This is a genomic window from Vibrio lentus, from assembly GCF_002875945.1.
Classification (GTDB): Bacteria; Pseudomonadota; Gammaproteobacteria; order Enterobacterales; family Vibrionaceae; genus Vibrio; species Vibrio apostichopi.
The window spans coordinates 16,373-35,891 of sequence record NZ_MCZK01000168.1; the positions used below are offsets into that span (position 1 = coordinate 16,373).

Below are 19,519 nucleotides of genomic sequence, written 5' to 3' on the forward strand. Positions count from 1 at the left end.
AACAAAATTATCACATACATGGTTATTCTTTGTCCATGGTTAGATTTAATCCAAATCGAATGACCTCGCCAAATTGGCCAACATGTCCACGTGAAACTAAGGAATAGTTATGTCGCAAATTACACAAGATATCGAAAAGATTGAAGTTGCAAAAAGCGCTGCTGGTGCTCCATGGGATGCAATCAACCCTGAATCTGCAGCTCGTATGCGAGCTCAAAACAAATTCAAAACAGGTCTGGATATTGCGCAATACACGGCAGATATCATGCGTGCAGACATGGCGGCTTACGACGAAGACAGCTCTCAATACACTCAGTCACTGGGTTGCTGGCATGGTTTCATCGGCCAACAAAAGCTGATTTCTATTAAGAAGCACTTTGATGGCAAGACAGACCGTCGTTACCTATACCTTTCAGGTTGGATGGTTGCAGCACTTCGCTCTGACTTCGGTCCACTTCCAGACCAATCTATGCATGAGAAAACGTCAGTTGCTGGCCTAGTGGAAGAGCTATACACCTTCCTACGCCAAGCGGATGCTCGTGAACTAGGTGGCCTATTCCGTCAACTAGATGCGGCACGTGAAGCGGGTGATGTTAATCAACAAGACCTTATCCAAGACAAAATCGACAATCACGTAACACACGTAGTACCAATCATTGCCGATATCGATGCAGGTTTCGGTAACGCAGAAGCGACTTACCTAATGGCTAAGCAGATGATTGAAGCGGGTGCATGTTGTCTACAAATCGAAAACCAAGTAGCCGATGAGAAGCAATGTGGTCACCAAGACGGCAAAGTGACGGTTCCTCACGCTGATTTCCACGCAAAACTTCGCGCACTTCGTTACGCTTTCCTTGAACTAGGCATCGACAACGGCGTTATTGTTGCTCGTACCGATTCACAAGGTGCTGGTCTAACAAAAGAAATCGCAGTAGTGAAAGAACCTGGCGACCAAGGTGATATCTACAACTCATACCTAGATGTTGAAGAAATCGATGTTGCAGATATGGCTGAAGGTGATGTTTGCTTCAACCGTGACGGTAAACTAGTTCGTCCTAAGCGTCTGCCTTCAGGCTTATACCAATTCCGCGAAGGTACAGGTGAAGACCGCTGTGTATTTGACTGTATCGAAGCAATCAACGCAGGTGCTGACCTTCTTTGGATTGAGACTGAGAAACCACACATCGGTCAAATCAAAGAGATGATGGACGGCGTACGCGAAGTACACCCTAATGCGAAACTGGTTTACAACAACTCTCCATCATTCAACTGGACGCTAAACTTCCGTCAACAAGCATACGATGCGTTGGCAGCAGAAGGTAAAGATGTATCAGCATACGACCGTGCAAGCCTAATGAGTGCGGAATACGATGAAACTGAACTGTCTGCAAGCGCTGACGAGAAGATTCGTACATTCCAAGCGGATGCATCTCGCGAAGCGGGTATCTTCCACCACTTGATTACTCTGCCGACTTACCACACAGCAGCACTGTCTACCGACAACCTTGCAAAAGAATACTTCGGTGACCAAGGCATGTTGGGCTACGTTGCTAATGTTCAACGTAAAGAGATCCGCCAAGGTATTGCATGTGTTAAACACCAAAACATGTCTGGTTCAGACATGGGTGATGACCACAAAGAGTACTTTGCTGGTGAAAATGCACTAAAAGCAGCGGGTGAAGCGAATACGTCTAATCAATTTGATTAATCGTTAACAGCGTTTCCCCCTCTAGAATCTCCCCTTCCCTTTTCCCTGTTAGGTGCTGGGAGGGAGGAGGTTTTGGGATGAAGCTTGTACTGCCGGCTTCATCTCAAAGCCTCAAATTTGTGTTCCACACCACTGTGACCCTGAAAAATTCTGTTTAAACTGATCACATTCCTATTTGTTGATTTTCCTATTTATTGATATGCCTATTTATTGAGAGTGCCTATGACTTCAATACCGACACACCTACAAGATGCTAAAACACTGCTGTCAGAAAATGGTTTCGCTACTGGTGATACTTGGTATCACGGCACATCTTCAGCCTTGCTCGCTTCAATCCAAGGCCAAGGGCTGAAACGCTCAGGAGACAAAGCACTCAATGAAGCCGCGTCAAAAACCATGGCAACGATTGGCAATAATTACACAGAATCCGTTGAGCCAGTCTTCTTAACTCAGAGCAAAGAACTGGCCTACTACTGGGCTCAGCAAACTATTCGTGAGCGCAGCACTCGTTTTGAGGGTGAAGAGCGCCCTATCGTATTAGCAGTCAATCTATCTGAAAAACAACAAGCCAAAGTAAGACCGGATGTTGGTGCAATGAGCCTATTAATGATGAGTGTTGGCGAGCAATTCATGGCCCACTTAACTGGGATCTACCAAGAGAACAACATCGCAGGCCCAGACATCGAACTGCGCACTGCGGATCGTATGGACTATCTCAATAAGCTTGGAATGGCCTACATTGATGAAGACATCAGCCGTGCTTGTGTGCAAGAGCTTTATGAACCAGAGCTGTCAGAGCCGGAACTAACCAGTTAATAAAGTTAATTACTTAAGCAATATTCAGAATAAAAAATGGCTCCTAAGTAGGAGCCATTTTTATGTGTGCGATGTTATTTACATGCTCGTTGATCAATAGACAAATAAATCAACGGACTAGTTGACCAATGGGCACAGGCGACCTTGTTGCGCTTCTTGCGTCATTATCATCTCACCCTGCAACGAACGATACACAATGGTGTTCCAAACTTCGCCATTATCCATCTCAAAATCGATAGCATAGTTCAAACCACTGACAACCTGAGTTCGAACACTCAAGATTTTATCAAGCTTCGCAGCGGTATTCATTTGTCCCAGAACCACATCTAAAGCTTGTTTTGCTTCTGGCGTGATATCACTTTGTGACCAACCACCTGTTAGGTTTTTAGTACTACAGATCGGATTCGCTTTCTCTTTCGGTTGAGCAGGAACATCAGATTCCTGACTACATCCAGCTAACGCAGCGACACTAAACACGGCTGCTAATCCAAGTAATGATGTTAATCGTACTTTTTTCATGAATCCTCTCTACATCGTTCATTCAGTCATTTACGAGAGATTACTCGTAATGATGTTTCATATGCAGGCAAGCATAGACCTTAAATGTCATTACTTCATCAGAGATTATGGTGTAACTACTCTATAAATACAGAGCACTGTCAGAAAAACAAAGCCGGACACTGCTGCCGACTTTTTACCCATCTATTCAATTGATATTTAGGTCATTTAGATTGGGTGGCGTTATCGTTAGTGCTTTTTAATTGCTGCCTGTTTTGCTAGTGAAAGAACACCAACATCTCGACATCATCCCCTTGCTGTTCTGCACTCAGTAAAAAGTGCAAATAGCCTTCTTCTGTTACAGGAATTTGCAGATACTCGTTGCTGCCTCGATAATCCGATGCATAGTCATGTTGTCCTGCTGTTGGCCAATATACATGGCTGGCGAACAGATCAACGTTGCCTCGATTTGGTTGCTCAGTACTCTTATCATTCAGCCACACTCGCACCTCTTGCACGCCCTGTGGAACATAAACCGCCGCATAACGGCGTTGGTGCACAGTCAATACTTGAGCCTGACCGGATTCCAATACTATTGGCGTTAAGTCATCTTGTTCTTGTGATGGAGGTGTCGGCGTTTCTGTCTCTAGTGATGCCAACAGTGTCACGTCATTAAAATCGGTGCGTCCTGCAATACTCATGTAATAGCGACCCGGCTTGATGTAGCCCGATGCCTCTGGCTCAAACGTCACCATCTCATTGCTTCCATCACCGTATTGGCTGAATTCAAAATCATAGTAATGCGCCTCTTTGTTGTAGCTCATATAAAGATCTGCATCACCTTGGCTTTTGCCTAAAGCATGACCTTCAACTTCTCCTTCAATCGAAACCTCAAAATACGTGGTGTTCTCTGGTACATCGACGTAGAACAACTGCTCGCTGTACGCCTTGCCGCTCAGCACCACACTTTCGTTCACTGTAAGCACCATGGCTTGGTCTGTCGGATTTGTAGGGTCGGTCGGTTCTGTGGGATCAGTAGGCTCTGTTGATTCACTTGAAACGGTGTCTAGCCAACGCTCAAACTCACCATTGTATTGCTGGCCAAGCACTTTCACTTGTTGCGCCCATTCGGAAAACTGACCAGTACGAGACAGTGCCAACAAGCTCTGCACCTCTTGAGGATGTTCTTCCATCATAAAACGCACAGCCAAGTAGCCCCATCGATAGATACAATTAGAATCATGAGAGTAAGTAGTTGCAAGCACATCCGATAGGCTCATCTTCCCGCTGTTAATCAAGCTTACCGCAGCATCGTAGCCTTGCTTGTAATGCATGAATTCGGCAAAACCTTCTAACCACCACACCACATAACCGTGTGCCAAGTTGTCGCTATAGGAACCGTATTGGTTAAAGCGCGCATCGAGATAGTGAGTGTACTCATGCTCTAAATTGAGAATTGAAAGGTCATCGCCATTGGCGTAACGGTAAGCTACGAAACGCGCCACGTTCCCCACCTCTGCAGGGTTGCCCTCTAAGTACTGACCGCCGTTATCTGTGGTATTACCAAACAGGAACGACGAGTAATCGATATAACTGCCTTTGCTGCCGAACACCGCCACTTCAACTCGGTTATTGTTATCGTCGGCGACAGGTTGTTGACCCGTGTTCGCGACTTGGTGGAATTCGGCCTCTTTGTCGGCCAGCACATTACAAGCTTCCATCGCTTGTGCTTGCGTTAAATCTTGTGAGCGAATAATCGCTGGCCCTTGGCATTCATGACGATTGGGAAGTACACGCATTGCTAAATCACGTTTTGCTTGCTCTAGATCTAGCCCATTTAGGCCTTCCGGTGCGAAATAACTCATCATCTCGACCGCCGCTAACCATAGCTTATCGTGCTCGCTGCCCAATGGATTTTGCACCATCACTTGCTGCATGACTTGCAGAGCTTTGTTTTTGGTGGCTTTGTCTGGGCTTGCCAACAAACGACCTGTTTCGTGCACGGCGTTATAAACAAGGAAGCTCGCATCAGTATCTAAAGCCCACGAGTTATCACGAGCGAATGCAGCCAGCGTATCAATGTGTTGAGTATGACTGGCCATGTAATCGTAGAAGTCATCTCTAGCCGCGTGTCCTGCCATTGCTCGGAACAGATTATTTAGCCCGTCTACCCATTGTGAGTCTTGCGCTGTTTCACGGTTAAAGTGATTCAATGCCGCAAGTTGCGCATCCATGGTCAGTGGTAGTTGCTTTACGTTATCGACCATCAGCGTCAGGCTTTTCATTACCCCAACTTGCTCTCGCCCTTGGTCCAGCGCATTAGGGGTCGCTAGAAAAGCATTGGTAGATTGAGCAAATCGTTGGCTTAACGCCTCAGAGAAATCCTGCGCTTGCGCGTTATAGCGAACGTAATAAGCCGCGCGAACAAACTCACCAAGGTTTTCAAGTTTACGTGCTTGTTCAGCCTCACCTCGATAACGGGTGATCTCTAAGTTCAGCGCCACTTGAATACGGCTTAGGCTTGCTTCGCTATAGATACTGTCTAGTGAATTATCCGATGCAGAGAACCAAGAACTGTAGCAACGGTTGTCTGCCGAAGAGACAGCGAGTGCAAGATCGGACGCCTGTTGAAGATCAAGCACCTCACACTGATTTTGAGCAAAAGAGAAATTGGACACACTGGCAAGCATGCAAGCGAGCGCCAAACGATGACGTGGAAATAAACGGGTATGAGACATACAACACTCATTAGTTAATTATATATTTTGGCTCGCCGTTATATTCCTTACAATTAGCAAGGTGAATGCAGTTGCGTATGATTTATGAGCTTGGTTCAGAAAATAGATATTTTACGTTAATTTATAAACCTAAAGGATTATGCTCGGATTGAATAAATAGAACTCGATTCATGAGCAAAGCATATAAGTGATTGAGAGGGCTCTAATTTAGGGATTCATTAATTAATTCGTACATGACTAACCCATATTGTTAAGGGTAAGCACAAGTAGTAAACTTGCGCTCGATTATGCAACTTGTTTTTAAAAACAATAGACACAATTAGAGTTATGATTGTTCACCAAAGTAACTTTATATCAAATACTTACTATAAATCCGTGTCGAGTTGACTGGTGCAAATCAAATAAAAATAATTATATAAACCTAGGCTAGGTTCACACCATGAAATTAACGTCGTCTTTAGACTCACTGTTGGCTAGCAGTCTGTCTATCGAAAAGAAACAACAAGCGCTGATCGAGCTCATGATCAACTCTTATCAGCCACAAGAACGTACCGCTTTGTTTCAAACCGTCACAGACTATCGTAGACGACTATTGGAATCGTTCTTCCCAGAACACCAAAACAAAAGCCTCTCCGTTTTATTTGAATTGATGGACTATCGCGATCTCATTCAACGCTATCCAAGTTCTCTATCGACAGAGATGGCATTGTTAGAGGAAGCAGCAGGCCAATGTTACATGCATTGGTTGGACTTTTGGTGCGAGTGCGAGATTGCCGCCATCAAAGCAAAATCTCCGTTGGATATTAGCTCGCTCCTTTATATCGATCTGCCTATCAAAGACAGCGCTTACTATGGTGCAATCATTGAACAGATTGAAGATGATCCGCTTGTAGTGCAAACACCCAGTCACCCACAAGGAATGCCAATCGGTGATGCCATCGCTTTGAGCAACCTTGAGGTTTTCATCAAGGGTGAGAAATGGTTTGAGATGTTGCCTTTACTGCACCTTTCACAAACCGGTAAGCACTTCATTCTACTTAAACATCCAATTGATGAAGCCTTCCCGACTCTGGTTTCTTCAGCGTTGATTCAAGGTTGGTCAAAGAATGAAACATGGTTAAGCTATGCGCCGCCGTTTAGCAATGAGCAATGGCAATACTGTTTACCCAAGCACGGTTACGATGAACTCGCTGGACTGCAGCTTTTCACACCGTCGGCACTGTCAAAATGTTACTCTCTCCCAGAATTCGATAATCAATTCCAGTTACAATTGTCTGATACACAAGCCATTTGTGAAGTGTTGCGATTAACAGTCAGCGGTAACACCCAACAAAAACTCTACTTCCTTTATCTTGCTCAAAAAGAGCTGATGAGCGTATTACATCAAGTTGGGTATAAGATCGGCTTCACTATTATCGAGCAACCTTTCATGCTTCAGTTTTATCAAGCCATTGACCCCAAAGCATATTTCCACTCTGGATATTGCGAACTAAACGATGATGGCACCACCATTTATCGTGGATTCTGGAATTTTGAATTGATGGTCAAGGTATTCAACGACACCGATTTTCGCCGCTACAAACACGCAGTGCGCGCGATCAGAAAGCTAGACTCAGCAGAAAACACAAGCTCGGTAGAAAAACCAAGTTCAGTAAAAAAGGATGAACATGTTTGATTTCGGCCTAGAGGCAATCGTCTATGCCAAAGCAATAACACTGCTGGCAACGGTGGCCATCGTCGTGATGTGGTTACTCTACTATTGCTATCGCCTTAAACTCAAAAATGAAGCGATCGCGGGCACACACCATGTCGCGTACATCGCCTATTCTGTCTGTATTGTTGCGTGGATCAGCAGTAATGCTTACTTCCATACCGACTTACTGCCAGAACTTGGGGCATCAACGGCTGTGTTGGCTGCGAAATTTGCCAACCTCGCCTCTTTCTTTGCATTTGCCTTTGCTTATTACTTCTCGTGCCAGCTCGCCGCAGAGCAACGCAATGGTAAAGTGCATGTGTGGCAACAAGCTATTTTCGTCACCCTAACTGTCTACTCCTTCTTTATTAATTTAAGCCCGGGGTTAACCGTTGAAGACGTTACCATTGTAGGCCCAAGCCAGTTCATCATTGAGTTCGGCCCGCACACGTCATACTTCTTCATTGGTATGATTAGCTTTGTTGTTCTGACTCTCGTCAATCTAGTCGCGATGCGTGCCAACAGCAACAAGCTAACACTCACCAAAACCAGTTACATGATTGCGGGTATCTTGGTGTTCATGCTGTCGACGGCAACGATTCACCTTGGCATGACCTTCTTCTTACGTGATTTCTCACTCACTTGGCTACCACCCGCCTTGTCTATTAGTGAGATGTTGTTCGTAGGCTATGCTCTGCTGACGTCTCGTTTTTACAGCGTGAAATATCTGGCGTACATGAGCCTCAATGCACTTCTGGTGTGTGCTATTTTGGTGATACCTTTCGGCGCGATTTTTATCCCGCTGACTGACGACAACCAATGGTTAATCGCAATCCCCATCTGTGCACTGATTGGGGTGACTTGGCACGTACTCTATAAACGTGTGAGCCGCTATGCCTCGTTCTTTGTGTACGGAAACAAGAAAACACCCGTCCAACAAATCCTTGCATTGGAAGAAGATTTCAAACTATCAATTGATGATGCAATGCGTCGTTTGGGTAGCCTACTGCAAATCCCAGAAGACAAGCTGCGCCTCGTGAATAGTAACTACAACGAGACCTTCTACGAAGATTACCTGTCGACGAACAAGTCTGTTTTGGTGTTCGACGAACTGTCTGAAGAGTTAGATTACACCGCGCCTGCGAAAAGCTCGATCAAGGCTCTGTATGAAAAGATGAGTTCGAACAACACCGCCTTAGTGATGCCTTTGTTTGGTCAGGGTAAGTCCGTTACGCACTTATTGGTTTCATCGCACAAGAGTAACGACCAGATGTTCTCTAACGAAGAGATCTCTGCGCTGCAAACCTTGTTAACGCGTGTACAAAGCACGATTGAAGCAGATAGACGCATACGTCAAAGCCGTGCATTGGCTAACTCAATTGCCCATGAAATGCGTAACCCGCTAGCTCAAGTACAATTGCACTTTGAAATTTTGAAGCAGCATATTGATAATCAGGCACCAGCGAAGCAGATCCTACTTGATATTGAGAACGGCCAAGCTGCGATTCAACGCGGTCGACAGCTGATTGATATCATCTTGCGAGAAGTCAGTGACAGCTCACCTGAGCACGGGCCAATCACCATGACCTCGATTCACAAGGCCGTGGATCAGGCCGTCAGCCACTATGGCTTTGAGAACGAGAAGATCATTGAGCGAATTCGTCTACCACAACACGCTGATTTTGTGGCAAAACTGAATGAGACCTTATTCAACTTCGTTATTTTCAACCTGATCCGTAACGCGATCTACTACTTTGATTCCTATCCAGATAGCCAAATCGAGATCAGTACTAAAGCCGGCTCTTACGAGAATGTGCTCGTTTTCCGAGATACCGGACCAGGCATTGATGAAGCCATTGCTCACAAGATCTTCGATGACTTCTTCTCTTATCAAAAGAGCGGCGGTAGTGGTTTAGGTTTAGGTTATTGCCAACGTGTAATGCGTTCATTTGGTGGTCGAGTTGAATGTAAATCTAAGCTTGGTGAGTTTACAGAATTCCATCTGTACTTCCCAGTTGTGCCAAATGCTCCGAAAGCAGATGCTCTACGTACGCCTTATTTCAACGATTGGAAACACAACCAACCGACAGAAGATAAAGCCGAAGCTGAAACAAAGTCAGAGAAGCAAACGCCAAGTGCTGATAACGATCCTGAGCCAGCACCTGCACCTGCACCTGAGCCAGAAAAGGCGCAAACAGTAACTCCACCAGCATCAAATCATCTCGCACCCACCGTGCTGATCGTTGATGACAAAGAGGTACAACGCACACTGGTTCAGATGTACTTGAGCCGACTCGGTGTTAACAGCCTACAAGCAAAGAACGGTGAGAATGCCGTTGAGCTGTTTAGAACGCACCAAGTCGACTTGATTTTGATGGACGTGCAAATGCCAGTCATGAACGGCTTTGACGCAAGCCAGATCATCAAGGCACGCTCGCCGAATACGCCGATCATTGCTTTGTCTGGTGAATCAGGACAACGTGAGCTAGACATGATCAGCAAGCTGATGGATGGCCGCCTAGAGAAACCAACCTCATTGGATGCGCTGCAACACGTACTTGATAACTGGTTGAAGACAGAAACGACACCCAACGCTTCTAAAGAAGCTGAAAGTGAATAGTTGGTCGCTAATTTTCGATGGCTGACAACCGCATCAATGGTTAATAAAAAATCCCCTAAAGAGGTTATCTTGAGGGGATTTTTATATTCAGCAACCTATAGCTAAAGCGACTTAGCTAACGACTCAAAAGCTTCCACTCTCGCTTTTGATTCTTCACGTGCAGCATTCGAAGCACTCTCTGCTGAAGAGAACGTAGCAATGACGACATTCTTGTCTTGGTTGATATACAAGAACTGACCAAACACCCCTCGATACGTCGCAATATTTTTGTCTGAGTCATGTACCCAAAGGAAGTTTTTGTAGCCCTCTAAGTGCGAATCAAAGACTTGAGCCTCAGTATCTTTGTAGACACTGTTCATCATGTGTCGATTTTCTTCCGGCGTAATATTGAAGCTATCTTTGACCCACTTTTCAGAGAAGACTTGTTGGCCGTTGTATTCGCCATTGTTAACCATCGCCAGCCCAACACGTGCAAAATCTCGAAGCGTCGTATTGAAACCACCAGTTGCGACTGGGTTGTAGTTCATGTCCGTCATGAAGAAGGCATCATGCTCTGTGCCAAGTTTGTTCCAAATGTTGTCAGCAATAAATTGGTCAAGCGTTTGACCGGAAACGCGAGCGACAACCCAACCAATAACATCAACGTTCGGGCTGTGGTATTCAAACTTATCGTTCACCTTTAAATTTTCATTCTGCTCAAACATCGCAGAGAAGCTCAGCAAATCACGAGGCTTATCTGTCTTTGTTGGGTCCAATGCCAGCAAGTCGTACGCTGGAATAAAACCTAATCGGCGGAAGTATTCGAAATGCACATCCCCCGGAGCCATGTTTACATAATCTTCGCTGTAATCAATCGCAGAGGTCATGTTCAGCAAAGTACGCAGAGTCTGCTCACCAAAGTGTGTTCCTTTAAGCTCTTCGATGTATGTGCTGACCTTTTTCTCAACATCAACCTTACCTTGCTCAACCAACAAACCTAAAGCCTGACCAACCAAAGATTTGGTACTTGAAGCCCACAGGTGGTGATCTCTTGCTGTGAAGTCACCAAAGTATTCTTCATGCAATATCTTTCCGTCTTGGATAATAATGTAGCCATCGGTGTGATCATTAATCATCGCATCACGAAAAGTCAGCTCTTCTCCGTCATAGGTAAATTTGTGTTGAGCGACTTCAGCGTTTAACGCTTGTGGTATCTCGTTGATCGCACCATCTCGAGAAACCATAACCGTTGGGTGAATGCCTATGTTCTGGAAAGCCCATTTATTGAATGGCGCATGTGTCCAGTTCTCCAGTGTGACTTGCTCATTCGCTTTTGCTGGCACTGTAGACATAGGCTTGATATCCGCCATTGCGGTTGTCGAAAATAAGCCCGCAGTGACCAATGAAATAATCGACTTTCTCATCTGAAATCTCCGTTAACAATCTTGTGTGTACGGATGTAGAGTACTTTGCTAAGTTCAAACATATAAATCCAAAATGTACGTCCAAACAGTACAAAGGTAATCAGATGATGATTTCGAATGAACAGGTGGCATGCTTCACCAGTGTCTATGAGCTTCAAAGCTACAGTGCTGCCAGTAAAAGATTAAATAAAGCTCGCTCTACGGTGCGAGAGAGAATCAATGCATTGGAAGATTTGATGGGAATGGAGCTGTTTTCTATAGAAGGAAAAAAGGCAGTTGCAACGGACATTGCTCATCGTCTTTACCCAAGAGCACGGTTACTAGCGAGACAATCGTTAGAGTTCGAAAACATAGCCTTATCTGCTTACAAAGGCGAGCTCAACAACATTACCGTTTATCACGATAGCTCGATCCCTTGTCAGCTTTTGCTTAGCATTGAGTCTGAGATCAAGGCTCTTCATCCTCACATGCTTATCAATTGGCTGCAACGAGACAGAAACCACTGTTTACAGCAGATAGAAGATGGAGATGCCCTGTTTGCCATTATGCCTGGGATGGGCAACTTACACCCAAGTGCGGGTATCGGTAATATCAACCTTGGATCTTTTCAGCTGAGCCTATTCACGTCTGTTCACTCCAGCATTCCAAACCGGTCGATTTCGATTGCTGAACTGGCCACCTTTCGTCAATTAATCACTGAGAATGACATTGCAAACGAGCTTAGGCACACCAAGATCAGTAGCGAGTTTGAAGTAGTCACATCACAAAGCCTGCTCATCGAAAAGCTAAAGCAAGACGGATGGGTTGTGTGTCCTAAGGAGAACCTAGCCCAATACATCAAAAGTGGTGAGGTACGTGAAATCGAGCTCCAAGAAGCGCCAAATATGATTCAGCAAGATTGCATTATGTTTTACAACCTATCCTCTAAAGCGTCTGAACAAGAATCTCAAATCATCGAAGTGGCCGCTAAAGTAATTAAGAATCAAGTACTTCGTAAAAATCAGTCATTCTGATGACAGGGCGATACAGTGCGGTATTAGCCGAGACTTAAAACGACTCGCTGAGCAACTCAGCACTAGAACACTTCTTGATGGTCTCGTTTAACCATTGTTGAAGCGGGTGTCGCCGAGCTTGGTTTGAAACAACGGTAGCAAAGTCTCCACCGGGAATCGTTATCTCGTCATTAATTGGGAAATATTTAAATTCTGATGGTAGGTGAACCGCTAGCGATTTCGAGCACGGGAACAACAGGTCGGTGACTAACATGGTATCTAAAATGATATTGAGGTGGCTACTGCGTAGCTGCACTTTCGGAACGATTGCAAAAGGCCTAAGCGCCTCTGTTGTAAGGTTACTGACCTCATTCCAACTTGGAATTAACTGTGATGCGATTGGATAAGTTATAAAGTGTTCCGCGGTAATGTCTTTAGCTGCTAATGGATGATTTTTGCGTGTAACGACCACAAAACTGTCCGTTCCCATTTTTTGCTGCACAAGCTGTTTAGACAAATTAAGTGGGAAGTAATTAACTCCTATATCTATATTGCCTTGAGTAATCTGACTCGGAGTATTGGCTTCCCAATTAGTAATATGGAGTTCGATATTAGGAGCAGCATTAACGATAGACTTAATAAGTTTTGGTGCCAACCATTGTGCTAAAAAGCCATTTATCGCGATAGACACCTTCTCATTGATCTGTGCTGGGTCAAACTCATCGTCTCCTTCAATTGCAAACATCAAATTGTCTAAAGCTGTTGGTAACCGAGCACCAATTTCTAGTGCTTTGCTTGTTGGCGCTAAACCATGAGCGGTGCGAACAAAAAGTTCATCTTCAAAGTAATCTCGTAACCGACTCAATGCTCGACTTACTGCGGGTTGGCTGATGTGTAGCAATTCGCTCGCTTTACGAGTGTTCTTCACTTCAATCAGTACACGTAACACTTTTAATAAATTAAGATCTAACTGACTCATTTACCAACCCCATCAACAATGCGTATCAATGAGCCTACCATGCTGTTTAGCAATAAGGAATATTGGTGCTCGTCATAGGGTAACCGTGTGCTTGAGTTAACAAGTTAGTTTTAAAATTCCTTTTCCGACGGTGTTAATACTGGTAATTAGGACTGGTAGTTAAATTCCAAGCTCTTAAAGCATTCTTCTATACGTTCTCCTTTCACAATCTCAGTAACCTGGGACAGGTCAGCAATTTCAAGACTTAAATAGTTATCTAAGCTCGCCTCATTGGCTTCAACCAATGCAGGTAGAATCAATAACGTAGCAAAGCTAGTAATTATAAGAGCAGCAGCGGTGGTTTTTTTCATCTTAGAATCTCCTGTTGGGATACATCACCATCCTATTTCCCAAAAGAATACTTTTGAAATGAGTTGTTGATATTCGCGTTATACACCTAGCGAATATCTAGGAGAACCAATGAAATTACAATTTGGTATATCTTATTTTCATTTAATTCATTATTTGCAAATCGCTAGTCGAGATAAGATCTGAGCCATCAACAAACAGGTTTGTGACTAAACCTAACTTTCTGACCTTAAGGTGGACACAATGAAATCATCTCTCGTTGCAGTAGCGTTAGCTGGACTTTTCTCAGGCAGTGTTTTTGCTAATAACTTCCCAGTGGAACCCAGCTTAGCCGAACTTCATGCATATAAAGCGTATCACCATGCGGAGTACATGAAAGAGACAGCAAAGCAGGCGGGCGGAACCAACGTTCTACTCCATACCACAACACTACCAACGGAAGGTACAGACCCGGTTGTTACCCCTGCCCTTGACCATCTCTATACAAAAGCCGTCATTGATCTTACCAGTGGCCCAGTTATTCTTGAGGTGCCTAAAGTCGAGGAGAATCGTTACTTTTCAATAATGGTTACCGACCAAGAGCACTACGTAACCTTTGATGAAATACGCCCTGAAGGCCAATATGTTTTCGTTCGTCATGACTATCAAGGCCCAATTTCTGATGGGAAGGTGATAGAGAGCCGCAGTGATTACCCACATCTCTTTATACGAACTCAGGTGAAAACCCAAGATGATCTAAAGAATACATTAGCGATCCAAAAAGAAATCAAGCTAACAGGTAAAGTCGGTGAATTGGAATACGAGAATGCTATCCAGTTTACTTTGGATACCCACGATGTTTATCCGCAAAATGAAGGAATTCTGGCGGAAGCCGTGAACTACGACAGCGAAGACCATCAAGCCATGTTCCAATGGGCTGGTCAGTATTTCGCACAAAAGATCACTGACAATACCGGGATGTTTGGCCCAATCGACAGCGTTGAGCCCAAATCACAAGATCCTCGCGTTCGCGCCGCTGCCATCGTGGGTCACTTGGGCTTGCCTGTGGATCACGCCTATTACACTGGGATTTTCAATCAATGTAATGGCGATAGCCTCAACGGTGACACGCCTTATGTCGTCACAATGCCATACTCAAATAACGTCTCAGAGTTTTGGTCTATTACTCGCTACAGCGCGGCGACTCGTAACACCTTGCCAAACTCGAATGATGTCTATAACGCGTATAACACTAAACCAAACGCAGATGGCAATATCCAAATCACATTCAGTGTAGAAGATCCGAAAGATGGCAGCTACTGGATGCCAGTCAATACAGGTGAACCCTATTACTATGTAGAACGTTTTTATGGGCCAGAAGTCGGCAAGGTAATCACGACACAAGATTTTTGTAACCAGTGATTCGATAAATCATTAACCACGAATAAAACCATGCTTTCAGCGTAAAGCATGGTTTTATCATTATGTATGGCTAACGGATAAGTTTATCTAGTTAAGACGGTGCTGTACCTCACTTTCTATTACACCAGACACAACACCTTCGTTTAGCGCGGCAGCCGACTAGACGTACTTAGAGCGTCTAATTACGCCCTGCGACTAAGCGACAGGCATTTCAAACGTTTTTCGCTGGCACATGTACATGATAATAATTGCGGCACTGCTCATCAGTGACAATATCCAGCTGCTCAGAACCATCACTTCGTGAGTGGCCGGAACGAGCGATAAACAAAACGTAAAGCCAAATGCTCCAACCATCTGCAGAGCACCGTAGATAGCACCAACCTGCCCCTTGTGATTAGGAAACAAATACAATGCCGAGACGCCAGCTATCGCAAGTAAAAATGCAGAGCCAAACGCCATCAATGAAAAGCCGAATAACATTAATGAGTAGCTATGCACGAAAAGGCTTAGAGTAATAACAGCACAGCCTACAATTTGAATCAGGCTCCCATAAACTAGAGTCATATTTTCGCTGATACGATTCTTCAGAAACTGGTTCCAAATTAATCTTGATGCAACGCTACTCGCTATCAAAACCATTGATCCAATTCCGTAATCTGTGGCCGTTAAATCAAATTGATTCTGAGCAACAAAAGAACCCGTTACTTGGAAAAGCAGTAGGCAACTAGTCCCGCTAAACATCATTGCCAAATAACACAGAAACGTTACGTTCGATGTGATGAAAGCATAGTCTTTTAGTATCTGTTTAGGCTTAATTGCATCAGGGTTCTTCTGACTGATCGTTTCACGTTTCATGAATGTGATAATCAATAGTGTTGCGATCGATAAACACGCCATGAAGACAAAATTACCTTGCCAACCAAAGTGTTGAGTCAGGTATCCCCCTAAAATGAGCGTTAAACCGGGTAGGCTCATAAAAAGAATCCCATACCAAGCAAGTATCCCCATGAGTTCCGCTTTTTCGAAGGCGTCTTGGAGTATTGTTCGGCAAAGCAGATAAAGGCCACCAACCCCTAAGCCTTGGATGATCCTACCAAGTAACAGAATATCTATGTTATCAGCCATCAGACAAGTCATTGAACCAATGACAAAAATCGAAGATGAAAGAATAGCGACGGGCTTTCGCCCATACCGCTCGGACAACGGCCCACAGATAAGTTGACTGCATGCTAAAGCGATAAAAAACAGACTCAACGTCTGTTGTACTAGCGCCTCGGAGGTGTGGAGTTCACTTTGTATATCTGGAAAGCTTGGCGTATACATGCTCGACGCAAAAAAATAGCTCGATGCCATTAAAATGCTGATAAATATATTGGTTATTTTAGACACTCGTTTTCCCATAAACGTTAAGAACAGAGCATCATGTTAAATAGATTCTCACGTTAAGGTTTTGGGTAAAACGACACTGTGTTTACAAATTGCGCCAAGTTTAATTCTGGGGTGCTTTTTTCTGATATTCTTTAAATGCAGTGGAGAATGAAGACAGGCTTGAGTACTCAAGTTCGAATGCAATGTCAGTTGCGCTAATGCCTTTTGCCATCATTTTTTCAGCACGCTCCATAACCACCTTTTGTCGGATATCTCGAAAAGAGGCTTTGAAACTAGACAAAAAAAGTCGGTTTAAGGTACGAACTGAAGCCCCAGTTTGCTTAGATAAATCTGAGATAGACATTTTGATGTTAGGTTTGTTTGATAGTGCTTCAATTACCAGTAACAGTCGTCTGTCCATCCCTCCCTTTGCGATTAGGGGGTTATTGGTTGGTTTACAAAGGATGCTTTGGTCGACTAGAACGTGCACATAGTGAGTCACGAGCTTTTGTTCTGGGCCGCCATTTTCCCAAACACTGAATAACTGAGCGACTATGGGGGATACGTCCAATATGCATATATCAGTGATATTAGGAGTTGAATCTTGGGGCAGGCGAAGTAAGGAAACATGTGATTGTTTTAGAAAGTCAGCACGATGTGGTACGCCCGCTGGAATATAAATTAAAGAGCCCGGCATAGAGAGTAAACTATGCTGGTCAGTCGATAGAATTTGGCAGCCTTGGTGTATAAAAGCTAAGTGCGCATAATCATGAGTATGTACCTCACCTGAGTAGTGCGACTCATGATGCTTAACAATGACTTGATAGTCGTCCAAATTAATCATTTCATCCATTATCTTATTGATAAGCTTTAAGTATAGCCTCTATCTTAAGTAGATATTCCATCTATCTCTTTAAGCTTTCTAATTCCTGTTGCCTCATTCTATCTCTTAATAAACAGAACCATTTTGGGTTTCACGCCAATAGCTGTCGATTACGCGACAATGATTGAGCACCAAGGACTCAACAGTTTCTCGCAAAACCAGCAACCTTGTTGCCTAACTTCAAACGTGTGAACTGATCATCTAAAGCGAGCCACATATGATCTGTTCACGCCAAAAATAACCATCAGGTTCACGAGCAAAACAAAAGAGGAGCCTCAGGGCTCCTCTTTTTTATCTTCTATCTTCATCTAGCAGCCAAATAAGCTCTTGCTAGAGTTAATCTAAAAGTGAACGAACATAATCTGCAATGTCTGGGTTTTGGCAATGATCAAAGAAGCACTGTTGGAAACGTTCACTGCCAACCGCTGTTTTCACGAGTTCTTGATCGATTGCTCTTAGTGAATCAATAAAGTTATCTTTTACCACCGCCGCTTTCACTTCATTCAAAATAGCCGCATTACGCTGCTGTGGTTCTGCTCGCTCTAATGGGTAACCTTGGCCACGCTCACCTGTGAAAGCCTTTTCGAATATGTAACGGATATTCAGCTCACCAGCCCAGCCAAAACCTTTAGCAAAAGCAAGAGCGATAGCATTGCCGTTGTTGATTTGGTTAAACAAGAACGCATCAGATGGCTCTAGGCAGTAACCACAAACCACACCCGGATGCAGGTTCAGTGACATCAAAGCTCCTTGACCTGTACCGCAACCTGTCACAACAAAGTCCACAGCCTTTGAGTTGATCAGAATGCTCGCCATGATACCGAGATGAATATACGTTAAGTGGTGATCGTTCTCGTCTGTCATGCCTAAGTTGAAAACATCGTGACCAATGCCACCAGCCACTGACTCTAGCTCAGCTGCAACCATGGCATTTTTACCTGCCTGACTGTTTTCCATCATTAAAGCGATTTTCATTTATCTTCTCCTGCAAGATTGCTGCAAACTCAATATTTAGAATAGAAACCAATTAGCGTGCTAACCAACCACCGTCAACAGCGATGGTGTAGCCGTTAATGTAGTCCGATGCTGATGATGCTAAGAACACACAAGGACCTGCAATGTCTTGCGGTTTGCCCCAACGTTCAGCCGGAATGCGCTCAAGGATCGCTTGATTGCGCACGGCATCTTCACGCAGAGCTTGAGTATTGTTCGTTTCCATATAACCGGGTGCTATCGCATTCACATTGATTTTGTCGCGCGCCCATTCGTTCGCCATCGCACGTGTCACTCCCATCACAGCACTTTTTGAAGCCGTATAGGAAGGAACTCGAATGCCACCTTGGAATGAGAGCATCGATGCAATGTTAATGATCTTTCCGCCAGTGCCTTGAGCCTTAAACTGCTTTGCAGCCGCCTGAGACATAAAGAACACAGTCTTGGTATTCACATTCATTACGTCATCCCAATCTTGCTCTGAGAACTCAATAGCATCTTGGCGACGAATAATTCCGGCATTGTTCACGAGAATGTCGACTTGACCAAACTCAGCCAAAGTGCGCTCTATAATCCCAGGAATGCACGCTTGATCGAGAAGGTCTGCACTAACGTTCAGGAACGTATGGCCTGCTGCATTCATTTTCTCAATAGTATCTTCAGGCTCTGTACGGTTAACACCGACAACTTTACAACCGGCTTCCGCTAGGCCTAATGCAATACCTTGCCCAAGCCCCGTGTTGCAGCCTGTCACTACCGCTACTTTCCCTTCCAGGTTGAATGACTCTAAGATCATGCTCGCTTCCTCAACTACATTGGATTCATTGCGTATCGTTATTACCAATAATTAAATCATACAATAAGATGTAAATACGAGATCGACGTTGTAGAAGTTCGATCTTGAACCAAAATCAGTCTTACAAGTTGAAACGAGAACAACAAAATAAATAGATGGAATGGTGATTTAAAGAGGAGTGAATCTGCAACCGATTAGGAATAGAACGCCAGAGCATTCTATAAATCAGTTAACTTAGGATTATGGCAACAATTCCATGATTTATAAGGCAAAACGGTTTATA

General features: G+C 44.2%; 15 protein-coding genes. 6 read left to right on the plus strand and 9 right to left on the minus strand.

What is annotated here, in order from left to right:
* Positions 1–109: 109 nt before the first annotated feature.
* Together BCT49_RS22125 and BCT49_RS22130 are read left to right on the plus strand one after the other, a co-directional pair.
* Entirely contained in the window at positions 110–1,708 is a 1,599-nt protein-coding gene (locus BCT49_RS22125) for an isocitrate lyase (RefSeq protein ID WP_102438203.1), read from the plus strand.
* A 222-nt stretch (positions 1,709–1,930) separates the two neighbouring features.
* Complete coding sequence (locus tag BCT49_RS22130) at positions 1,931–2,524, plus strand: hypothetical protein (protein ID WP_102438205.1); 594 nt, start codon at positions 1,931–1,933, stop codon at positions 2,522–2,524.
* Between the two features lie 117 nt (positions 2,525–2,641).
* Here the strand turns inward: BCT49_RS22130 and BCT49_RS22135 are convergent, their stop codons facing one another.
* The gene (locus BCT49_RS22135; protein ID WP_102438207.1) at positions 2,642–3,043 is read right to left on the minus strand and encodes a cystatin domain-containing protein; all 402 of its coding nucleotides are present in this window, start codon (positions 3,041–3,043) and stop codon (positions 2,642–2,644) included.
* 257 nt (positions 3,044–3,300) lie between these two features.
* A complete protein-coding gene (locus BCT49_RS22140; RefSeq protein ID WP_102438209.1) occupies positions 3,301–5,760 on the minus strand; it encodes a M9 family metallopeptidase in 2,460 nt (819 codons plus the stop codon).
* A gap of 439 nt (positions 5,761–6,199) precedes the next feature.
* Here BCT49_RS22140 and BCT49_RS22145 point away from each other — a divergent pair, with 439 nt between their 5' ends.
* Both BCT49_RS22145 and luxN read left to right on the plus strand, forming a co-directional pair.
* Positions 6,200–7,435, plus strand: coding sequence for an acyl-homoserine-lactone synthase (locus BCT49_RS22145; RefSeq protein WP_102438211.1), 1,236 nt, complete (start codon positions 6,200–6,202; stop codon positions 7,433–7,435).
* The gene (gene luxN, locus BCT49_RS22150; RefSeq protein WP_102438213.1) at positions 7,428–10,073 is read left to right on the plus strand and encodes a quorum-sensing autoinducer 1 sensor kinase/phosphatase LuxN; all 2,646 of its coding nucleotides are present in this window, start codon (positions 7,428–7,430) and stop codon (positions 10,071–10,073) included. Before BCT49_RS22145 ends, luxN begins: the two co-directional genes overlap by 8 nt.
* Positions 10,074–10,174: 101 nt before the next feature.
* Here the strand turns inward: luxN and BCT49_RS22155 are convergent, their stop codons facing one another.
* Complete coding sequence (locus BCT49_RS22155; RefSeq protein ID WP_102438215.1) at positions 10,175–11,476, minus strand: serine hydrolase domain-containing protein; 1,302 nt, start codon at positions 11,474–11,476, stop codon at positions 10,175–10,177.
* 104 nt (positions 11,477–11,580) lie between these two features.
* On the opposite strand from BCT49_RS22155, the gene BCT49_RS22160 reads away from it, so the two are divergent.
* Complete coding sequence (locus tag BCT49_RS22160) at positions 11,581–12,489, plus strand: LysR family transcriptional regulator (RefSeq protein WP_102438217.1); 909 nt, start codon at positions 11,581–11,583, stop codon at positions 12,487–12,489.
* Positions 12,490–12,523: 34 nt separating this feature from the next.
* On the opposite strand, the gene BCT49_RS22165 is transcribed toward BCT49_RS22160, so the two are convergent.
* Together BCT49_RS22165 and BCT49_RS22170 are read right to left on the minus strand one after the other, a co-directional pair.
* Complete coding sequence (locus tag BCT49_RS22165; protein WP_102438219.1) at positions 12,524–13,447, minus strand: LysR family transcriptional regulator; 924 nt, start codon at positions 13,445–13,447, stop codon at positions 12,524–12,526.
* A 146-nt stretch (positions 13,448–13,593) separates the two neighbouring features.
* Positions 13,594–13,797, minus strand: coding sequence for a hypothetical protein (locus tag BCT49_RS22170; protein WP_102438221.1), 204 nt, complete (start codon positions 13,795–13,797; stop codon positions 13,594–13,596).
* A gap of 241 nt (positions 13,798–14,038) precedes the next feature.
* On the opposite strand from BCT49_RS22170, the gene BCT49_RS22175 reads away from it, so the two are divergent.
* Complete coding sequence (locus BCT49_RS22175; protein WP_102438223.1) at positions 14,039–15,196, plus strand: DUF1254 domain-containing protein; 1,158 nt, start codon at positions 14,039–14,041, stop codon at positions 15,194–15,196.
* Between the two features lie 195 nt (positions 15,197–15,391).
* Here BCT49_RS22175 and BCT49_RS22180 read toward each other — a convergent pair whose 3' ends face one another.
* The 4 genes from BCT49_RS22180 to kduD form a co-directional block, all read right to left on the minus strand.
* The gene (locus BCT49_RS22180) at positions 15,392–16,585 is read right to left on the minus strand and encodes an MFS transporter (protein WP_198595893.1); all 1,194 of its coding nucleotides are present in this window, start codon (positions 16,583–16,585) and stop codon (positions 15,392–15,394) included.
* Between the two features lie 100 nt (positions 16,586–16,685).
* Positions 16,686–17,408, minus strand: a complete 723-nt coding sequence (locus BCT49_RS22185) for a helix-turn-helix domain-containing protein (RefSeq protein ID WP_198595894.1) — start codon at positions 17,406–17,408, stop codon at positions 16,686–16,688.
* Positions 17,409–17,783: 375 nt separating this feature from the next.
* The gene (locus BCT49_RS22190) at positions 17,784–18,422 is read right to left on the minus strand and encodes an RpiB/LacA/LacB family sugar-phosphate isomerase (RefSeq protein ID WP_102438230.1); all 639 of its coding nucleotides are present in this window, start codon (positions 18,420–18,422) and stop codon (positions 17,784–17,786) included.
* A gap of 52 nt (positions 18,423–18,474) precedes the next feature.
* Complete coding sequence (gene kduD / locus BCT49_RS22195; RefSeq protein ID WP_102438232.1) at positions 18,475–19,236, minus strand: 2-dehydro-3-deoxy-D-gluconate 5-dehydrogenase KduD; 762 nt, start codon at positions 19,234–19,236, stop codon at positions 18,475–18,477.
* Between the last annotated feature and the right edge of the window lie 283 nt (positions 19,237–19,519).